Origin of the sequence: Tomitella biformata AHU 1821, from assembly GCF_000524475.1 — a bacterium.
Lineage (GTDB): Bacteria > Actinomycetota > Actinomycetes > Mycobacteriales > Mycobacteriaceae > Tomitella > Tomitella biformata.
Window position 1 is genome coordinate 132,453 of the sequence record NZ_BAVQ01000070.1, and the last position, 15,503, is coordinate 147,955.

General features: G+C 69.0%; 16 protein-coding genes and 1 pseudogene. 9 read left to right on the forward strand and 8 right to left on the reverse strand.

Annotated features, from left to right (window positions below; all coding sequences use genetic code 11):
* Window positions 1-44 precede the first annotated feature (44 nt).
* Window positions 45-2,591: an ATP-dependent chaperone ClpB gene (clpB, locus tag TBIF_RS15855; protein ID WP_024795752.1), complete on the forward strand. Its 2,547-nt coding sequence runs from the start codon at window positions 45-47 to the stop codon at window positions 2,589-2,591.
* A 168-nt stretch (window positions 2,592-2,759) separates the two neighbouring features.
* On the forward strand, window positions 2,760-2,891 hold the full coding sequence (locus TBIF_RS26490) for a hypothetical protein (RefSeq protein WP_268746916.1): 132 nt from the start codon (window positions 2,760-2,762) through the stop codon (window positions 2,889-2,891).
* A gap of 162 nt (window positions 2,892-3,053) precedes the next feature.
* Here the strand turns inward: TBIF_RS26490 and TBIF_RS15865 are convergent, their stop codons facing one another.
* Entirely contained in the window at window positions 3,054-3,485 is a 432-nt protein-coding gene (locus TBIF_RS15865; protein WP_024795753.1) for a VOC family protein, read from the reverse strand.
* Between the two features lie 133 nt (window positions 3,486-3,618).
* On the opposite strand from TBIF_RS15865, the gene TBIF_RS15870 reads away from it, so the two are divergent.
* The 5 genes from TBIF_RS15870 (at window position 3,619) to TBIF_RS15895 (ending at window position 7,381) form a co-directional block, all read left to right on the forward strand.
* Window positions 3,619-4,329, forward strand: a complete 711-nt coding sequence (locus TBIF_RS15870) for a DUF5666 domain-containing protein (RefSeq protein ID WP_024795754.1) — start codon at window positions 3,619-3,621, stop codon at window positions 4,327-4,329.
* A gap of 69 nt (window positions 4,330-4,398) precedes the next feature.
* Window positions 4,399-5,103 (forward strand): TtfA family protein, encoded by a 705-nt coding sequence (locus tag TBIF_RS23800; protein ID WP_038171519.1) that lies wholly within the window; start codon window positions 4,399-4,401, stop codon window positions 5,101-5,103.
* A 32-nt stretch (window positions 5,104-5,135) separates the two neighbouring features.
* Window positions 5,136-5,912 (forward strand): SDR family NAD(P)-dependent oxidoreductase, encoded by a 777-nt coding sequence (locus tag TBIF_RS15880; RefSeq protein ID WP_024795755.1) that lies wholly within the window; start codon window positions 5,136-5,138, stop codon window positions 5,910-5,912.
* A gap of 165 nt (window positions 5,913-6,077) precedes the next feature.
* Window positions 6,078-6,611 (forward strand): orotate phosphoribosyltransferase, encoded by a 534-nt coding sequence (gene pyrE, locus TBIF_RS15890; RefSeq protein ID WP_024795756.1) that lies wholly within the window; start codon window positions 6,078-6,080, stop codon window positions 6,609-6,611.
* A gap of 11 nt (window positions 6,612-6,622) precedes the next feature.
* The gene (locus TBIF_RS15895) at window positions 6,623-7,381 is read left to right on the forward strand and encodes a lysoplasmalogenase family protein (RefSeq protein WP_084611733.1); all 759 of its coding nucleotides are present in this window, start codon (window positions 6,623-6,625) and stop codon (window positions 7,379-7,381) included.
* Window positions 7,382-7,385: 4 nt separating this feature from the next.
* On the opposite strand, the gene TBIF_RS15900 is transcribed toward TBIF_RS15895, so the two are convergent.
* Together TBIF_RS15900 and TBIF_RS23805 are read right to left on the reverse strand one after the other, a co-directional pair.
* Window positions 7,386-7,832 (reverse strand): hypothetical protein, encoded by a 447-nt coding sequence (locus tag TBIF_RS15900; RefSeq protein ID WP_024795758.1) that lies wholly within the window; start codon window positions 7,830-7,832, stop codon window positions 7,386-7,388.
* A gap of 82 nt (window positions 7,833-7,914) precedes the next feature.
* Window positions 7,915-9,731: pseudogene (locus tag TBIF_RS23805) on the reverse strand (zinc ribbon domain-containing protein).
* Between the two features lie 316 nt (window positions 9,732-10,047).
* On the opposite strand from TBIF_RS23805, the gene TBIF_RS15910 reads away from it, so the two are divergent.
* On the forward strand, window positions 10,048-10,848 hold the full coding sequence (locus TBIF_RS15910) for an SDR family oxidoreductase (RefSeq protein WP_024795759.1): 801 nt from the start codon (window positions 10,048-10,050) through the stop codon (window positions 10,846-10,848).
* Here TBIF_RS15910 and TBIF_RS15915 read toward each other — a convergent pair.
* Window positions 10,845-11,210, reverse strand: coding sequence for a hypothetical protein (locus TBIF_RS15915; RefSeq protein ID WP_024795760.1), 366 nt, complete (start codon window positions 11,208-11,210; stop codon window positions 10,845-10,847). The genes TBIF_RS15910 and TBIF_RS15915 overlap by 4 nt on opposite strands.
* Before the next feature lie 70 nt (window positions 11,211-11,280).
* Here TBIF_RS15915 and TBIF_RS15920 point away from each other — a divergent pair, with 70 nt between their 5' ends.
* Complete coding sequence (locus tag TBIF_RS15920) at window positions 11,281-11,979, forward strand: TrmH family RNA methyltransferase (RefSeq protein ID WP_235174790.1); 699 nt, start codon at window positions 11,281-11,283, stop codon at window positions 11,977-11,979.
* A 13-nt stretch (window positions 11,980-11,992) separates the two neighbouring features.
* Here TBIF_RS15920 and TBIF_RS15925 read toward each other — a convergent pair whose 3' ends face one another.
* From TBIF_RS15925 to TBIF_RS15940, 4 genes are all read right to left on the reverse strand, one after another.
* Window positions 11,993-12,697, reverse strand: a complete 705-nt coding sequence (locus TBIF_RS15925; RefSeq protein ID WP_024795762.1) for a phosphonatase-like hydrolase — start codon at window positions 12,695-12,697, stop codon at window positions 11,993-11,995.
* Window positions 12,698-12,728: 31 nt separating this feature from the next.
* Window positions 12,729-13,856: a TIGR03364 family FAD-dependent oxidoreductase gene (locus tag TBIF_RS15930; protein ID WP_024795763.1), complete on the reverse strand. Its 1,128-nt coding sequence runs from the start codon at window positions 13,854-13,856 to the stop codon at window positions 12,729-12,731.
* A gap of 110 nt (window positions 13,857-13,966) precedes the next feature.
* Window positions 13,967-14,608 carry a DedA family protein gene (locus TBIF_RS15935; RefSeq protein WP_235174792.1) on the reverse strand — a complete coding sequence of 214 codons (642 nt, stop codon included), beginning with the start codon at window positions 14,606-14,608 and terminating at the stop codon, window positions 13,967-13,969.
* Between the two features lie 2 nt (window positions 14,609-14,610).
* Window positions 14,611-15,363 (reverse strand): VTT domain-containing protein, encoded by a 753-nt coding sequence (locus tag TBIF_RS15940; protein WP_038171522.1) that lies wholly within the window; start codon window positions 15,361-15,363, stop codon window positions 14,611-14,613.
* Window positions 15,364-15,503: the final 140 nt, after the last annotated feature.

The window sequence follows — 15,503 nt, forward strand, 5'->3', positions numbered from 1 at the left end:
CGCCGGGCTGCGAACGCACCAACGTCTCACCAAAGGGGTGGCCAGTGAACGCATTCAATCCCACGACGAAGACCCAGGCGGCGCTCAGCGCCGCCCTGCAATCGGCCGCGGCCAACGGCAATCCGGAGATTCGTCCGGGGCACCTGCTGGTGGCGCTGCTCGAGCAGTCCGACGGGATCGCCGGTCCGCTGCTGCAGGCCGTCGGTGTCGACCCGGCACTGGTGAAGGGCGAGGCGCAGCGGCTGGTCACGGCGCTGCCGTCGGCCTCCGGCGCCTCGGCGCAGCCGCAGCTCTCCCGTGAGTCGCTCGCCGCGGTCACCACCGCGCAGAAGCTCGCCGCGGAGATGTCGGACGAGTACGTCTCCACCGAGCACCTGCTGGTGGGCCTGGCCACTGGCGACTCCGACGTCGCGCGCCTGCTCTCCGGGCAGGGGGCCGGCGCCGAGGCGCTGCGAGCGGCCTTCGTCAGCGTCCGCGGCAACACTCGCGTGACCACCGAGGACCCCGAGAACACCTACCAAGCCCTCGAGAAGTACTCGACGGACCTGACCGCCGTGGCCCGCGAGGGCAAGCTCGACCCGGTGATCGGGCGTGACACGGAGATCCGCCGCGTCGTGCAGGTGCTGAGCCGGCGCACCAAGAACAACCCGGTGCTCATTGGCGAGCCGGGCGTCGGCAAGACGGCGATCGTGGAGGGCCTGGCCCAGCGCATCATCGACGGCGACGTCCCGGAGTCCCTGCGCGGCAAAACCGTCGTCTCCCTGGACCTGGGCTCGATGGTCGCCGGCGCGAAGTTCCGCGGCGAGTTCGAGGAGCGGCTCAAGGCCGTGCTCGACGAGATCAAGGGCAGCGACGGCCAGATCATCACGTTCATCGATGAGCTGCACACCATCGTCGGCGCCGGCGCCACGGGCGAGTCCGCGATGGACGCCGGCAACATGATCAAGCCGATGCTGGCGCGCGGCGAGCTGCGCCTCGTGGGCGCGACCACGATCGAGGAGTACCGCAAGTACATCGAGAAGGACGCCGCGCTGGAGCGCCGCTTCCAGCAGGTCTTCGTCGGCGAGCCGTCGGTGGAGGACACGATCGGCATCCTGCGCGGGCTCAAGGAGCGCTACGAGGTGCACCACGGCGTGCGCATCACCGACTCCGCGCTGGTCTCGGCCGCGACGCTGTCGGATCGCTACATCACCTCCCGCTTCCTGCCGGACAAGGCCATCGACCTGGTCGACGAGGCCGCGTCGCGCCTGCGCATGGAGATCGACTCGCGGCCCGTGGAGGTCGATGAGGTCGAGCGGATCGTGCGCCGGCTCGAGATCGAGGAGGTGGCCCTCGCCAAGGAGGAGGACGCCGCCTCGAAGGAGCGACTGGCCAAGCTGCGCGAGGAGCTGGCCGACGAGCGCGAGAAGCTCAACCAGCTGATGGCGCGCTGGCAGAACGAGAAGCAGTCCATCGACGCGGTCCGCGAGCTCAAGGAGCAGCTCGAGGCGCTGCGCGGGGAGTCCGATCGTGCGGAGCGCGACGGCGACCTCGGCGCAGTCGCGGAGCTGCGCTACGGCCGCATTCCCGAGCTGGAGCGCCAGCTCGAGGCCGCGACCCCGCAGCCCGGGGCGAACGCCGACTTCATGCTCAAGGAGGAGGTCGGCCCGGACGATGTGGCCGACGTCGTCGCGGCGTGGACCGGAATCCCCGCCGGCCGCATGCTTGAGGGCGAGACCGCCAAGCTGCTGCGCATGGAGCATGAGCTGGGCAAGCGCGTGGTCGGCCAGGCGGAGCCGGTGCAGGCCGTCTCGGACGCGGTGCGGCGCGCCCGGGCTGGCGTCGCCGACCCCAACCGGCCGACGGGCTCGTTCCTGTTCCTCGGCCCGACCGGCGTGGGCAAGACCGAGCTGGCGAAGTCGCTCGCGGACTTCCTGTTCGACGACGAGCACGCCATGGTCCGCATCGACATGTCCGAGTACTCCGAGAAGCACTCGGTGGCCCGGCTCGTCGGCGCGCCCCCCGGCTATGTCGGCTACGAGTCCGGCGGCCAGCTCACGGAGGCCGTGCGGCGTCGCCCGTACTCGGTGGTGCTGTTCGACGAGGTCGAGAAGGCGCACCCGGACGTGTTCGACATCCTGCTGCAGGTCCTCGACGACGGCCGGCTCACCGACGGCCAGGGCCGCACGGTCGACTTCCGCAACACCATCCTGATCCTCACCTCGAACCTCGGTGCCGGCGGCGATAAGGAGCAGGTGATGGCGGCGGTCAAGGCGAAGTTCAAGCCGGAGTTCATCAACCGGCTCGACGACGTCGTGATCTTCGACCCGCTCTCGGAGCTCCAGCTCGAGTCGATCGTCGACATCCAGCTGGCGCAGCTGGCCACCAGGCTGGCGGCGCGCAGGCTCACCCTCGACGTCTCGCAGCCCGCGAAGGCGTGGCTCGCGAGCCGTGGCTACGACCCCGCCTACGGCGCGCGGCCGCTGCGCAGGCTCATCCAGCAGGCGATCGGCGACCAGCTTGCCAAGAAGCTCCTCGCCGGCGAGATCCGCGACGGCGACCCGGTGCCGGTCACGGTGGCGGAGGACGGCTCGGGCCTGGTGCTCGGCTGACGCCTCTGTGACGCCGGCCTCCTGTCGGTGCCGGGCATGACGCAGATCATGCACGTTACCGACAGTTACAGGTAGACGCCGAGTGTGGCGGACTGGTTCGATCGAAGTGGACCGCATTGTGCGGCCCACCGCCCTAGTTGCAGGGGGCAAAGCAGAAGGGATGAGCCAATGATTATCGCAATCACGCTGATCGCCATCGTGGCCGTGGTGGCCGTCAGCATGTCCGGTGACGGGCGCGACCTGAACTTCAGCGCGCGCGACGAGCGGCAGACGGTGAGAGCACGCTCCAGCCGCCGCTAACCCAGACGACAACTGCGCCCGAGCTCTGTTCTAGGACTCGGGCGCAGTGCTGTGCGAGGGGGAGTTCGTGCCACGCGCAGAACGCCGCGGCTTTCCAGCCGTCCCGCGGTTGCAAGCGCGGCCCGGATGGAAACCCGCGGCGAATGGGGGGGAGGAGCAGGCTCAGCCCAGAATGACCCGGCCGTCGGCGTCGACCCGCCAGTGCGGGTTGTGGGCGATCTCCCAGACCACGCCGTTGGGATCACGCACATGAGCGTGGAAGATGCCGCCGAACTTCCCCTCTTGTGGCGCCTTCAGGACGGTGCCGCCGGCATCGGCCATCTTGGTGACGAGCGTCGCCACGGCGGCCGGGCTCTCGACGTTGTGCGACAGCGTCACCCCGGCCGGCGGGCCGACCTCGCCGCCTCCGCCCAGGTCCTCGGCGAACTTCACCGCGTCGAATAGTCCCAGCATCAGGCCGGGCGCGACCTGGAAGAAGAGGATCTCGCCGGGGACGTCGAGGGCAGGGGTCCAGCCCAGCGCGTCCGCGTAGAACGCGCGGGCGGCGTCGAGGTCGGCGGTGGACAAGGTGAGGAAATGCACGCGCTGATCCATCGCCCTATTCTAGGTGGATCAGGGTGGGGGAACGTCCTGTTCACAGGCTGCACTCAGGATGGGCGCCTAGCCTGGACGCACTATCCAACACGGACACTCGAACCGGACTTCGCGAGGGAGGTTGACAGGACTGATGGCAGACAACGAGGACAAATGGCCCTATGGCGACGCACCCGATGCCAGCAATTCCACGCGGGAGTTTCCCACGCAGGCGGCACAGCATCCGACAACGCAGCGTCCAGCAACCCAGTGGTCGACGCCGAACCACCCGTCAGCCCCCGGCTATCCGTTTCCCGTCAGCCCCGCTCCGTCCGCGCCGCAGCCTGAGCGGGCGCGGCGCACGGTCGGCCTGGTCGGGGCCAGCGTCGCGGGCGCGAGCCTGCTGGTGATCGGACTGGCCGGCGGATACTTGATCGGTGGCAGCGGCGACAACTCCACCCAGCGGCTGGCGTCGGTGACCACGACCGGGCAGGCGCAGATCGGCGGCCAGGCCCCGGCGACGACGGACCCTGCGCCCACCGCCGCGCAGTCGCCGGCAGTTGGCGCACCGAGCACCACCGACGCGGGGGTGTCCTCGACGACGATCGCCCTCGGCGCCGCGGTGGGGACAGTGTCCGCGATCAACGGGGCGAACTTCACAGTCCAGGGCCTCGACGGCGTCTCCTGCCGGGTGACCACCACGAACAGCACCCGCGTCGCGACGTTGCGCGGCAGCGGCGGGGTCCGCAACCTGTCCGTGGGCGACCCGGTATTGGTCAAAGGCGTCAGCGGACCTGACGGCGTGATGACCGCCGAACTGGTTATCGCGGGAGCCTTCCCCGACCTCGGCAGCGGCACCTCCTAAACGCGTCCGGACGCCATTTCGCAGGACAGTCTCACCGGGCTCCGGCCGCATTGCCTAAACTGTCAGGTGATGTCTACATTCTGGTTTGTCCTCGCTGGCCTGGCGCTCCTGGGCGCCGTCATGCTGATGTATCTGGACCGCGCGCGCCCGGAGCCGGCGAAGCACTCGCGCTCCGAGTGGGCGGCCATCCGCGGCCTCGACTACACACCCGCGATGGACTCTCTTGAGGGCCGCTGGAAGCGCGGCGTGTTCGACGAGGTCGAGGACGGTCACGCTGTCGAGGTCGCCGGCGGACTCTACGAGGGATCCCAGCTGTATCTCTTCGATCTCCGTTTCGCCGATGTCGTCGAGACGCCGGGCGGCAAGCAGTCCGAGCAGGTCGAGACAATCACGATCCTCGCGCTGCAGCGGCCTATCGGCTCGGCCGTGGTGTTCGACCTGCGCTCGGAGACCTCCCCGGCACCCCGCGAGGACGAGGTCAACATCCTGGGCGCGGTGGGCCGCTTCTTCGCGTTCTCCGACGACCTCGATGTGGCCCGGCGCGTCTGTGATCGCCGCATGGTCGCCTTCGCTGAGGCCGCCCCCGAGGTGATCGAGGTGCTCTGGAGCGAGGGTGACTGGTCGTTCTGCTGGCTCGCCGAGACCGCGAGCGCGAACGACTGGGACGACGCGATCGCCGCCCTGGCCAGGTTCTCGAGCCTGCTGCGGGTGCTGCCGCCAGATCGCCCCCGCACCGCGCCGACGCCCGCTGTCCACGACCCCGGACATCCGTGACCGACGGCCGAGCACGACGTAGGCTCGACCGCATGACTAGACCCGTCGCCCTCATCACCGGCCCGACCTCCGGCATCGGCACAGGTTTCGCGACGAGGTTCGCCGTGGACGGACACGATTTGGTGCTCGTCGCGCGTGATGCGGACAAGCTCGCAGCCCTCGCGGCGAACCTGCGGCTGACGCACGGCGTCGAGGTCGAGGTGCTCGCCGCGGATCTGTCGGTCGCGGCGGACCGCGAGAAGGTGTCCGAGCGGTTGGCGGCCGGGGTGGACGTGTTGGTCAACAATGCGGGCTTTGGCACCAGCGGCGAGTTCTGGACCGCCGAGCACGCGCTGCTGCAGCGCCAGCTCGACGTGAACGTCACGGCCGTCATGGACCTAACCCGTGCCGCGCTGCCGGTCATGATCGCGCGCGGCAGCGGCCGCATCGTCAACGTGGCGAGCGTCGCCGGGCTGGTGTCCGGCCGCGGCTCGACGTACTCGGCGAGCAAGGCCTGGGTGGTCTCGTTCACGGAGGGCCTCGACGGCGGGCTGACCGGCACCGGCGTGCGGATGATGGCACTGTGCCCGGGATTTGTGCGCACGGAGTTCCACAGCCGCGCGGGGATCGAGATGTCCACGATGCCGTCGTTCATGTGGCTCACCGTCGACAAGCTGGTCGCGGCGGCGATGCGGGACTTGGCCAAGGGCAAGGTGATCAGCGTGCCGGGCGCGCAGTACAAGGTGCTGACCACGGCGAGCCGGCTGATCCCACGCGGGATCGTGCGGCAGGTGGCGGGCAGGTTCGGACAGGCGCGCGGCCGCACCTAGCCGGTTGGGGAGGGTAGATGGAAACAGTGTTGTTCGGGGTGTTGCCGGTGCTCGCGTTCATGGGGTTGGCGACCCGCAGTGTGCTGCGGGGCCGGCGGCAGAACAAGAAATAGCAGACTTTCAGGCACGACATGGGCACGACGCCCCGCATAGGCAAGGTGGCAGATGAACGATCGAGACGAGTTGGCGCAGTTGGTTCGCGAGCTGTCGGTGGTGCACGGCAAGGTGACGCTGTCCTCCGGCCAGGAGGCCGAGTACTACGTGGACCTGCGCCGTGCGACGCTGCACCACCGCGCCGCGCCGCTGATCGGCGCGCAGTTGCGCGAGCTGACCGCGGATTGGGACTTCGACTCGGTGGGCGGGCTCACGATGGGCGCGGACCCGGTGGCGATGGCCATCATGCACGCCCCCGGCCGGCCCATCGACGCCTGCGTGGTCCGCAAGGCCGCCAAGGCGCACGGCATGCAACGCCAGGTCGAGGGCCCGGACATTGTCGGCAAGCGAGTGCTCGTGGTGGAGGACACCACCACCACCGGCAACTCGCCGCTGACCGCCGTGCGTGCGCTGCGGGATGCCGGGGCGATTGTGGTCGGCGTGGCGACGGTCGTGGACCGGGCCACCGGCGCCGACAAGGTCATCGAGGCTGAGGGAGTGCCGTACCGCGCGCTGCTGGGGCTCGACGATCTGGGCTTGGCATGAAGGCCTCACGGATGAAGGCAGCTGACGTCCGCGCCGCGCTGGCGGACGTGATCCGCGGCAAGCGCGAGGTGCTGCCCGAGCACAGCGTTTACCTGGCGTCCTCGGTGGCGACGACCGTGCTCGCGCTCAGCGGCGACAAGCGGCTGCAGTACGCGTCCAAGTCCGTGATGGCGCCGGCGCTCGCTGCCCGGGTCATCCGCGAGTACCGCGATAAGCGCCTCGACGGCATCGACACCACGCTGTTGCTCGTCGGCCTGGCCGCGGCCACCGTCGGCGACGTGTTCATGGTGGACGCGGACAACGACGACCGACTGGTCCGCGGGGCCTCGTCCTTCGGAGTGATGCAGTCCGCCTACACCACGGTGCTGCGCCAGGCGGGGGCCAAGCCGCATGTGGCCACCGCGCTGCCACAGGCCGCGACAGCCGCGGCGGGCTCGGGCCTGCTGTTCTGGCGCCTGCCGGCGGTGGCGAAGCCGTTGTCGGCCTACAGCTTCGCGCTGGGCGCCACCGCCACCCTCGCGTCGGACCCGGCTCTGGCCCCCGGCGCGCGACAGGTCGCGGGGATCCCGGTGCCGGAGCGGAACGACCCGCGGACCTGGCTGGCCGCGGGCGGCCTCGTCTTCTCGGTGTCCGACGCGTCGATCGTGGTGCGCCGGATGTTCCTCAAGGGCGAGACCAGCAAGCGACTCGCCGAGGGCCTCGTCATCGCGACTTATGCGGCCGCGCACGTGATGCTGATTGAGGGGATGCTGCGCCTGCGCAGGCGCTGACGACCTACGGGCACAACATGATGTGGTCCCTATTGTGTGGGTCGACGCGAATGGGGACGGTCGCGCCCACGACCAGCACCGTCCTCTCATGCCGGTTCATCGTGCGCACCAGCTTGCCGGCGTAGGACTCTGAGCCGGGCACCGTCAACTTCAACTCCAGCTCGGCGCGCTCGCCGGCGGCGTCCGGGTCTGGGATGGTTCGCACCGAGGTGATGGTGGCCCAGCCCTCATAGCCGTGCTTGTAGAGCTTGCGATCGGCGCGTGAGGCGCGCTGCGCCCAGAGCAGCGCGAGGCCCAGCAGGAACCCGTAGCCGAAGACAAGGATGGCGATCTCGTACGGCAGGGTGCCCTCGGGCGCGTGCGGCGCGAGGAAGGTCACCCAGATCGCCAGGGCGACGAAGAATAGGGCGGTCACCGCGATCACGCCCCGGATTGCTCTCTTGTGGTCCATGGCCCAGCTCCAAAGACTTGGCAGCAAAACCGACTCCCGCATGAAGGTGCGGGATATTCAGTCTAGCGTCTACATGAATCTGCTACTTCCGACACCTTGACGGCATTAGGTGCAGGCCATGTGATGCACGGCTACCCGCCACGCTTTGCGGCGCAACGGGCTTGACTGTGTCCCACACCGACGCTTGTGGCGCAGGAACATGATTCTTGGATTTCACCCCCGACCCTGAAAGCTGGGGTCCGTTGTTACTGTGGCGGACTCGGCGATGTCGTGGCCGCGGAGGGGTCGGCCCGGTCTTGTCTCGGCATTTGCGCACCGGCTGATGCTCCGCAGTCTTCACGCGCGGCATCTGCCCGCGCCGGCGCACCACCCTGTACTTGCCCACCAGAACTCGCTTGGCCAAGTTGACCCCCGCCACATGATCCCGATTTCCTCCAACCCGGCATCGGGCGCACCACGCAGAGTGGTATCCGCTGGGGCGGGAGACTCTTTCGTTGCAGCCTGGACACAGTGAGGACGACCCACGCGCGGGCACCATCACTACCTCGATACCGGCCCCAGCCGCAGTGTGAGCGAGCGCGTCGGTGGCCTTGCGGCGGGCGGACTGTGCGGCACGGTTGTTGTTGACCCGCCCATGCCCCCGCGGCTCCAGGGTGGCGAGGTCCTCCACTCCAATTGCCTGCGCTCCTGCGGCAGTCGCGTAATCGGTGGTCTGACGGGCGAAGTGGAATGCCAACTCCCGATTGATCCTTCGCCGTTTGGTCCCCACAGCTGTGCGGTGACCGTCCAGGCCGAGATTTTCGACTCGAGCTGGACGCGAACACGGGCGGGGGCGGTGGCGGCGAGCTGGCGTAGCCGGGCGGCCTTGCGGTGGAGCATCTGCCCCTCGATCTGTAGGCGGGCGAGCTTGATTCCGAGGCCGCGGTCGTCGTAGGTCCAGCCGTGGAAGTCCGACACCAGCCCATCTGCAATCTCGGCTACGACGGCGGCAGCCCCCAACGTTGCAGGTGACCAGTCCACCCCCACAGCCCGCGTCGCAGTGTCCGCATTCGTGGCGGGCACCAACTCGGTTATCGCGCACCGCCACAATAAGCCCCGGTGATCGATCTCCAGGGTGGGCAGATGCCACTGGGTAATTGGACGATCACGCAGATGTGGGGGTATCGCAGCGGTGAGCCGCACTCGCCGCCAATCCGCTCGGTGGGCAGGGTTCGGGCAGGTCGGCATCGTCACCGTCAGCACGAGGTCGGTGTCGTTCGCGGCGAGGTGGGCGAGTTGCTTGTCGGCAGCGGCAAGCCTCGCGATCCGTGCGAACCCGGGTACGGCCTGCATGTCGGTGACCCGCAATCGCGACACCGACGTCGACACGGTTTGCCCGCCGTTATCCTGGGCGTGGCGGCGAGCCCAGGCGACCAGCTGCCGGTACACCCCGCGGGCGAACGCCGCCGGCACATCTACATCCTCCTTCATCTGTGGCGCAAGGTGACCGCTCTCGGGGTCGAATCGGGCGGCGAGCGCAATGATCGCGCGGTCACGGTGGGCTAGGGTGCGCAGGGTTGCAACGACTTGCCCGGTCACCACACGGCCCACTCGAGACGGGACGTAGACGCCGTCTGGGTAGTGCGGGGTCCAGCCGAGTCGCGCGGCCACGGCATTCCCCTGCAGGGGCAGACGCCGGGCCGTCCGGTCCCTGCCCGCGGCGAGGGTGTCGAAGGTGGTGGGCCGCCACAGCCGGCCCAGTAGCTCCGCCCCGGACTCGGTGATCAAGTCGAGCAGCCACCCGGCGCGAGTATCTATGTCGTCAAGCCCAATCGGGTCCCCTGTTGCGTCGTCGACCGCCATGAATGCACGATTGGTGACGGCCAGTTTCCGCGCAACTAACAATCCCGCGCTGGTCATGGTTGGTGTCCAGGGATACGGTGCGGCGGCCTCGAGCGGTCGATGGTAGCGGGTCCCCGCCTAGAACTGATTGCGGCATCCGGAGAATGAAGCGAGCAGCGCAGTGAAGTCATCCATTAGCTCCTCTGCCAGGGGTTTCAATTGTCTGCCTATCCAGGGACTCAAGAGTAACCCCGACCTCTGACATTGACTGCGGATCCATATCGGTCCTGAACCTGACTTTCCTCCCCTGTCCACTGGACCATGGCCGGGAGACGGCGAAGGTCGATGTCCGGTTGTGGATGAATCTGGGTCCATCGTTGACTAGCCTGGTGTGATGCCAACACCATCTGTCGTGATCACCGGCGCCGCGTCCGGTATCGGCCGCGCCACCGCACTGCTCTTCGCGCGCTCCGGCTATCGAGTCGGGGCGTTCGACGTCGACGAGACCGGGCTCGCGTCGCTGGCCAAGGAGTCGGCGAAGTCCGGCCGGCAGATCAGCACCGGCATTCTGGATGTGACGGACGCCGACGCCTGGCAGACGCGGCTCGCGGAATTCACCGAGCCGGACGACGGCCGGCTCACGATCTTGATCAACAACGCCGGCCTGCTGTCCTCGGGCCGCTTCGCCGACGTCCCCCTGGCCGCGCAGCAGCGGATGGTCGACGTCAACGTGCTGGGCACGCTCAACGGCTGTCACACCGCTTTCCCGTATCTGAAGGGGACGCCGAACGCGCAGGTCGTCAACCTGTGCTCGGCGTCCGCGATCTACGGGCAGCCCGAGCTGGCCACATATGGCGCGACCAAGTTCGCGGTCCGCGGGCTCACCGAGGCGCTGGACCTGGAGTGGCGGGCCGACAATATCCGCGTCGCCGCCATGTGGCCGCTGTTCGTCGACACGTCGATGATCGTGGGGATGGACACGGGCTCGACGAGGTCGCTTGGCGTGCACCTGACCGCCGAGGATGTCGCCGAGGCCATCCTGGAAACCGTGCGCGGCCCCAGCCACTGGCTGGCGACGCTGGCCCGCTCGGCCCATCGCCCGGTCGGATTGCAGGCCCGGGCGATGTTCTCGCTGGCCGCGATCTCCCCCAGCTGGCTGCTGCGGGTGATCAACGGCCGGATCACGAAGGCCTAGCGGGGGTCGGCGGGATCCACGGGGCCGGCGGCTGGGTAGTCGACCCACTGGGTGGCGGGCGTCTGCTCCGGGGTGCGGCTGGTCGAGAGCGCGACCCAGAACACGCCGGCCAGCAGGCCGAGGCTGATGCCCAACAGGCTGAAGGACCACATCTGGCGCTCGGAGGTCAGCGCGGCGCAGCTCGCCTGGCCGGTCTCGGTGGCGCCGCTGATATCGCCGGTGCCGAAGGCGGACGCGCAGACGACGGCGCCGTTGGCCGTCTCCACCAGCGTCGGCTGGGACAGGCCGATGGTGATCGCGACGACGAACAGCGCCATGGCGAGCGGCGCGAGCAGGCGGACGATCAATCGGTTGATGCTCACAAAATCTCCTGTATCGAACGGCAGAGGACGGCCAGCGTGGTCGCGGCCCGCTCCAGAGTACGGTCGGACCGTGCCCCAGCCCATTTCCGAGAATCCCCCGCCCGTGCCCGCTGACCCCGCGGCCGGCCCCACCGAGTGGAACTCGCACCCCGTGGGAGTCGGACCGTGGGGCGAGGAGCGGACCGACCCGCTCCCGACCGACCCCCGCTACGACCCCGAGCTGCTGGCCGACGGGGACCGTCGCAACGTGGTCGACGCGTACCGCTATTGGACCCGCGGCGCCATTGTCGAGGACATCGACTCGCGGCGCCATCCGCTGCACATCGGCATCGAGAACTTCGGGCACGACGCGAACATCGGCACCGTGGTGCGCACCGCCAACGCCTTCGCCGCCGCGGCCGTGCACATCGTGGGTCGGCGGCGCTGGAACCGGCGCGGGGCGATGGTCACCGACCGCTACCAGCACCTCGAGCACCACGAGGATGTGGAGCAGCTGATGGAGTACGCGTCGGCGCACGGCCTCGAGGTGGTGGCGGTGGACAACGTGCCGGGTTCGGAGCCGATCGAGCGCGTCGAACTGCCGCGCAACTGCCTGCTGCTCTTCGGCCAGGAGGGCCCGGGGGTCAGCGCCGAGGCGCAGCGTCAGGCGGCGTTGACCGTCTCGATCGCGCAGTTCGGGTCGACCCGCAGCATCAACGCCGGGGTCGCGGCCGGCATCGTCATGCACACCTGGGTGCGCCAGCATGCGGACCTGGCCGCCGCTTGGTAGACCTGCCCGGTGATTAGCGGCTGAGCAGCAGTGCGGCGAAGTCGCTCACGTTGGAGACGATGTGGGTGGCGCCGGCGGCGGTCAGCTCGTCGGCGGAGTGCGCCCCGGTCAACGTGCCGGCCACGATCTGCGCGCCGGCGCTCAAGCCCGTGGCGATATCGCTGGCCGTGTCGCCGAGGACCGCGATCTGCTTCACGTCGTCGATCTCGAGGCGCAGCGCGGCGGTGAGCACCAGGTCGGGGTAGGGGCGGCCGCGGCCGGCGTCCGACGGGGCGAGCGTGAGGTCGGCGATCTCGTGCCACTCGAGGGCGTCGAGCAGGCGGTCCTTCGTCACGCGGCTGAAACCGGTGGTCAGGGCCACCTTGATGCCGGCGCCGCGCAGCGCCCTGATGGACTCCTCCGCGCCGGGGATCGGCTCCGCTTGGCCCTCCTGGATCAGGCGGTCGTAGGAGTCCTCGAATACGCGGTTGGCCAGCTGGGCGCGGTCCTCGTCGCCGAAAATCTCGCGGAACACGACGATCTTGGGCTGGCCCATCGTGTCGAGAGCGAACTGGCGGGCCACCTCGGGGGCGGGTGTGCCGTTATCCGAGAGCACGATCTCGTCATGCCCGACGATGGACGCGGCCTCCTCGAAGGCCTGGATGACGAGTCCGCCGTCGGCGATCGTGGTGCCGGCCATGTCGAGGACGGCGAGACGGATGGGGTGGTGCGGTTTCATGGTGGTCCTTACTGTTCGGTGGGAAGAGATGTCAGAGGCCGAGGAGGTCGGCCGTCTGCTCGCCGAGAACGGGCCCGAGTGTCATGCCGCGCCCGCCCGGGCCCGCGATGACCCAGACGCCGGGGGCGACCTCGCTGCGGTGCACCAGCTCGTCCGGATCCAGGCACTGGCTGTAGACGCCGGCCCAGCGGCGGGTGATGGGCGGCAGGACGCGCCCGAGCAGCTCCTCCATGGTCCCGGCGAGGTGCTGGTAGGGGGCCTCGTCGACGTCGAAGTTGAATGGCTCGTCGTATTCATGGGTATCGCCGATGGTCAGACCGCCGTGCAGGCGCTGCACACACAACAGCTGCATCTTGTGCTCGGCCGCCACCGGCGATTGGGGCTGGGCGGCGCGCAGCTCGTCGAGGGCTGGGCCGGCGAAGCCGGGGTAGTAGCGCAGGCTGTCGCCGTCGGCGATCGCGGTGGTCAGCTGCTCGCCGAGCGGCGCGGTCTGCATCATCTGCAGCCGGACGCGGCGCAGGGGGAGGTCTCCGGCGACTTCGCGGGCCAGGCCGCCGAGCGCGGCGCCGGGGCAGAAGATGACGAGGTCGCCGTCGTGGCGACCGCCGTGCTCGTCGCGGATGGACACCCCGCCGCTGTGCGAGTGGATGGCCCGGGCCTCGGCGCCCCCGAGGAAGGTGTAGCGGCCGCTGGCGTGGAGGTGCTTGCGGATGGCGGGCAGGGCGATGCGGGACTCGACGGCGGCGTCGTTGGCGCAGTGCAGGCCGCCGAGGAACTCTCCGCGCAGGGCGGGGTTCAGGGCCCGGGCCTGCTCGGGGTCCACGAGGGTGAAGCCGCGTTCGGCGGCGTCGGGGCGCTGCGCGGCCTCACGGGCGACGGCCAACTCGGCCTCGGTGCGCAGCAGGGTGATCGAGCCGGCGGCGCGGAAGCCGATCCCGGGCACGTCCTTCGCGAGGTCTGCCCACAGCTGTCGGGAGCGCAGGGCCGGGGCGAGCTCGCCGCCGGTGCTCCCGCTGACCCAGACCAGGCCGAAGTTGCGGACGGTCGCGCCGCGCGACTCGGGCTCGCGCTCGAGCTGGGTCACGCTGTGCCCGCGCCGGATTGCCTCGAGAGCGTGGGCCGTGCCCAGAACTCCGCCGCCAATCACCACTATGTGCATGAGGTGACTATCTAGGACGTCTCTGGCCTAGCGGTGGAAAGCTGGCGAACGAAAAGTGAACAGTGCGAGTAGTTCACGGAGGACCCCCGAACGGGGCAGGCCCATGCTATTTAACTGGTGGCGGGCTCGAGCGCGGCCGGTTCGGCTTTGTCGCAGCGCAGCTTGTAGTAGCCGAGGGCGGTCGAGGCGACGAGGAAGGCCAGCATCCCCAGCAGCACGGCCGGCATCAGCCAGCTCACCTTCTCGATCTGCGCGCCGCCGAAGTAGCCGACGAGCAGGACCGCGGGCGCCCACAGCAGGGCCCCGACCGCGGTGGCGGAGGCGAAGGTGCGCTGATTCATCGACGCGGCGCCAGCCACCTGCGGGCAGAGGGTGCGGACGAACGGGACCAGGCGGGCGAGGACGACGCCCCAGAATCCGTACTTGTCCAGCAGTTGGGTCGCCTTGGCCAGGTTCTTCGGGGTGATCAGCTTGGCGTTCTCGCGTGCGGAGAGCTTATGGGCGCAGCGATTGCCCATGCGGTAGCCGAGGTGGTTGCCGGCGATCGCGGCCACGAACACTCCGATGGCCAGCGCGGTGACCCGCCCGGGAGCGTGGGCGGACGCGAACAGGATGCCGGCGGCGAGCAGCATGGAATCGCCGGGCAGGACGATACCCACCAGGAAGGCGCACTCGACGAACACCACCGCGACGATCACCAGCCACATCATGCTGGGTCCGGCGGACTGGAGATGCTCGAGTATCGCGCCCACGTTCATTCGCCGTCGAGCACGGCGGTGGCGGGAGCGGTGGCGGCAGCGGGAGCGGCCTTGCGGGAGGCCAGGAAGCGCTTGCCGACCTCGATGATGATCGGGATCACGGAGACGAAGACGATGCCGATGAAGATGATGTCAATGTTCTTCTGGATGAACGTGATCTGGCCCAGCCAGTAGCCCAGCAAGGTCACGCCCGCGCCCCAGACGATGCCGCCGATGATGTTGTACGTGATGAACGTGCGGTAGCGCATGTTCGAGGCGCCAGCGACCAGCGGCGCGTAGGTCCGCACGATCGGCACGAAGCGGGCCAGGAAGATCGTGATGGGGCCGTGCTTCTCGAAGAAGGCGTGGGCCTCGTCGATGTAGGACTTCTTGAAGATTTTGGCGTCGTTCGACTTGAACAGGGCGGCGCCGCCCTTCTTGCCGATGATGTATCCCACCTGATCGCCGAGGATCGCGGCGATGGGGATGGCGATCAGCAGCAGCCACAGCGGAGCGAACGCACCCTGCGCGTCGGGATTGATCCCCACCTCGCTGACGGCGGCTCCGCCGGCGACCAGTAGGCCCGCGGTGAACAGCAGAGAGTCGCCGGGCAGCAGCGGGAACAACAGGCCTGACTCGATGAAGACGATCAGGAGCAGCCCGAGCAGGAACCACGTGCCGAAGGAGTTCAGCAGGTTGACCGGGTCCAGGAAACTAGGCAGGAGAGCCAGGTTGGTTGTCACGGACTCAGAGGCCGCCAGCGTAATCACTCGGCCCACAGTACCCGTTGGCGGCGGCGAGACGGGGACGCTGTGACGGGTTCAATGGACGCAGGGGAGACTATTCGCCCCGGCCTTGCCATACTGCAGGTACCAGACGGCGGCTTCGCCTTGCCCGGCGCCGCCTCAGC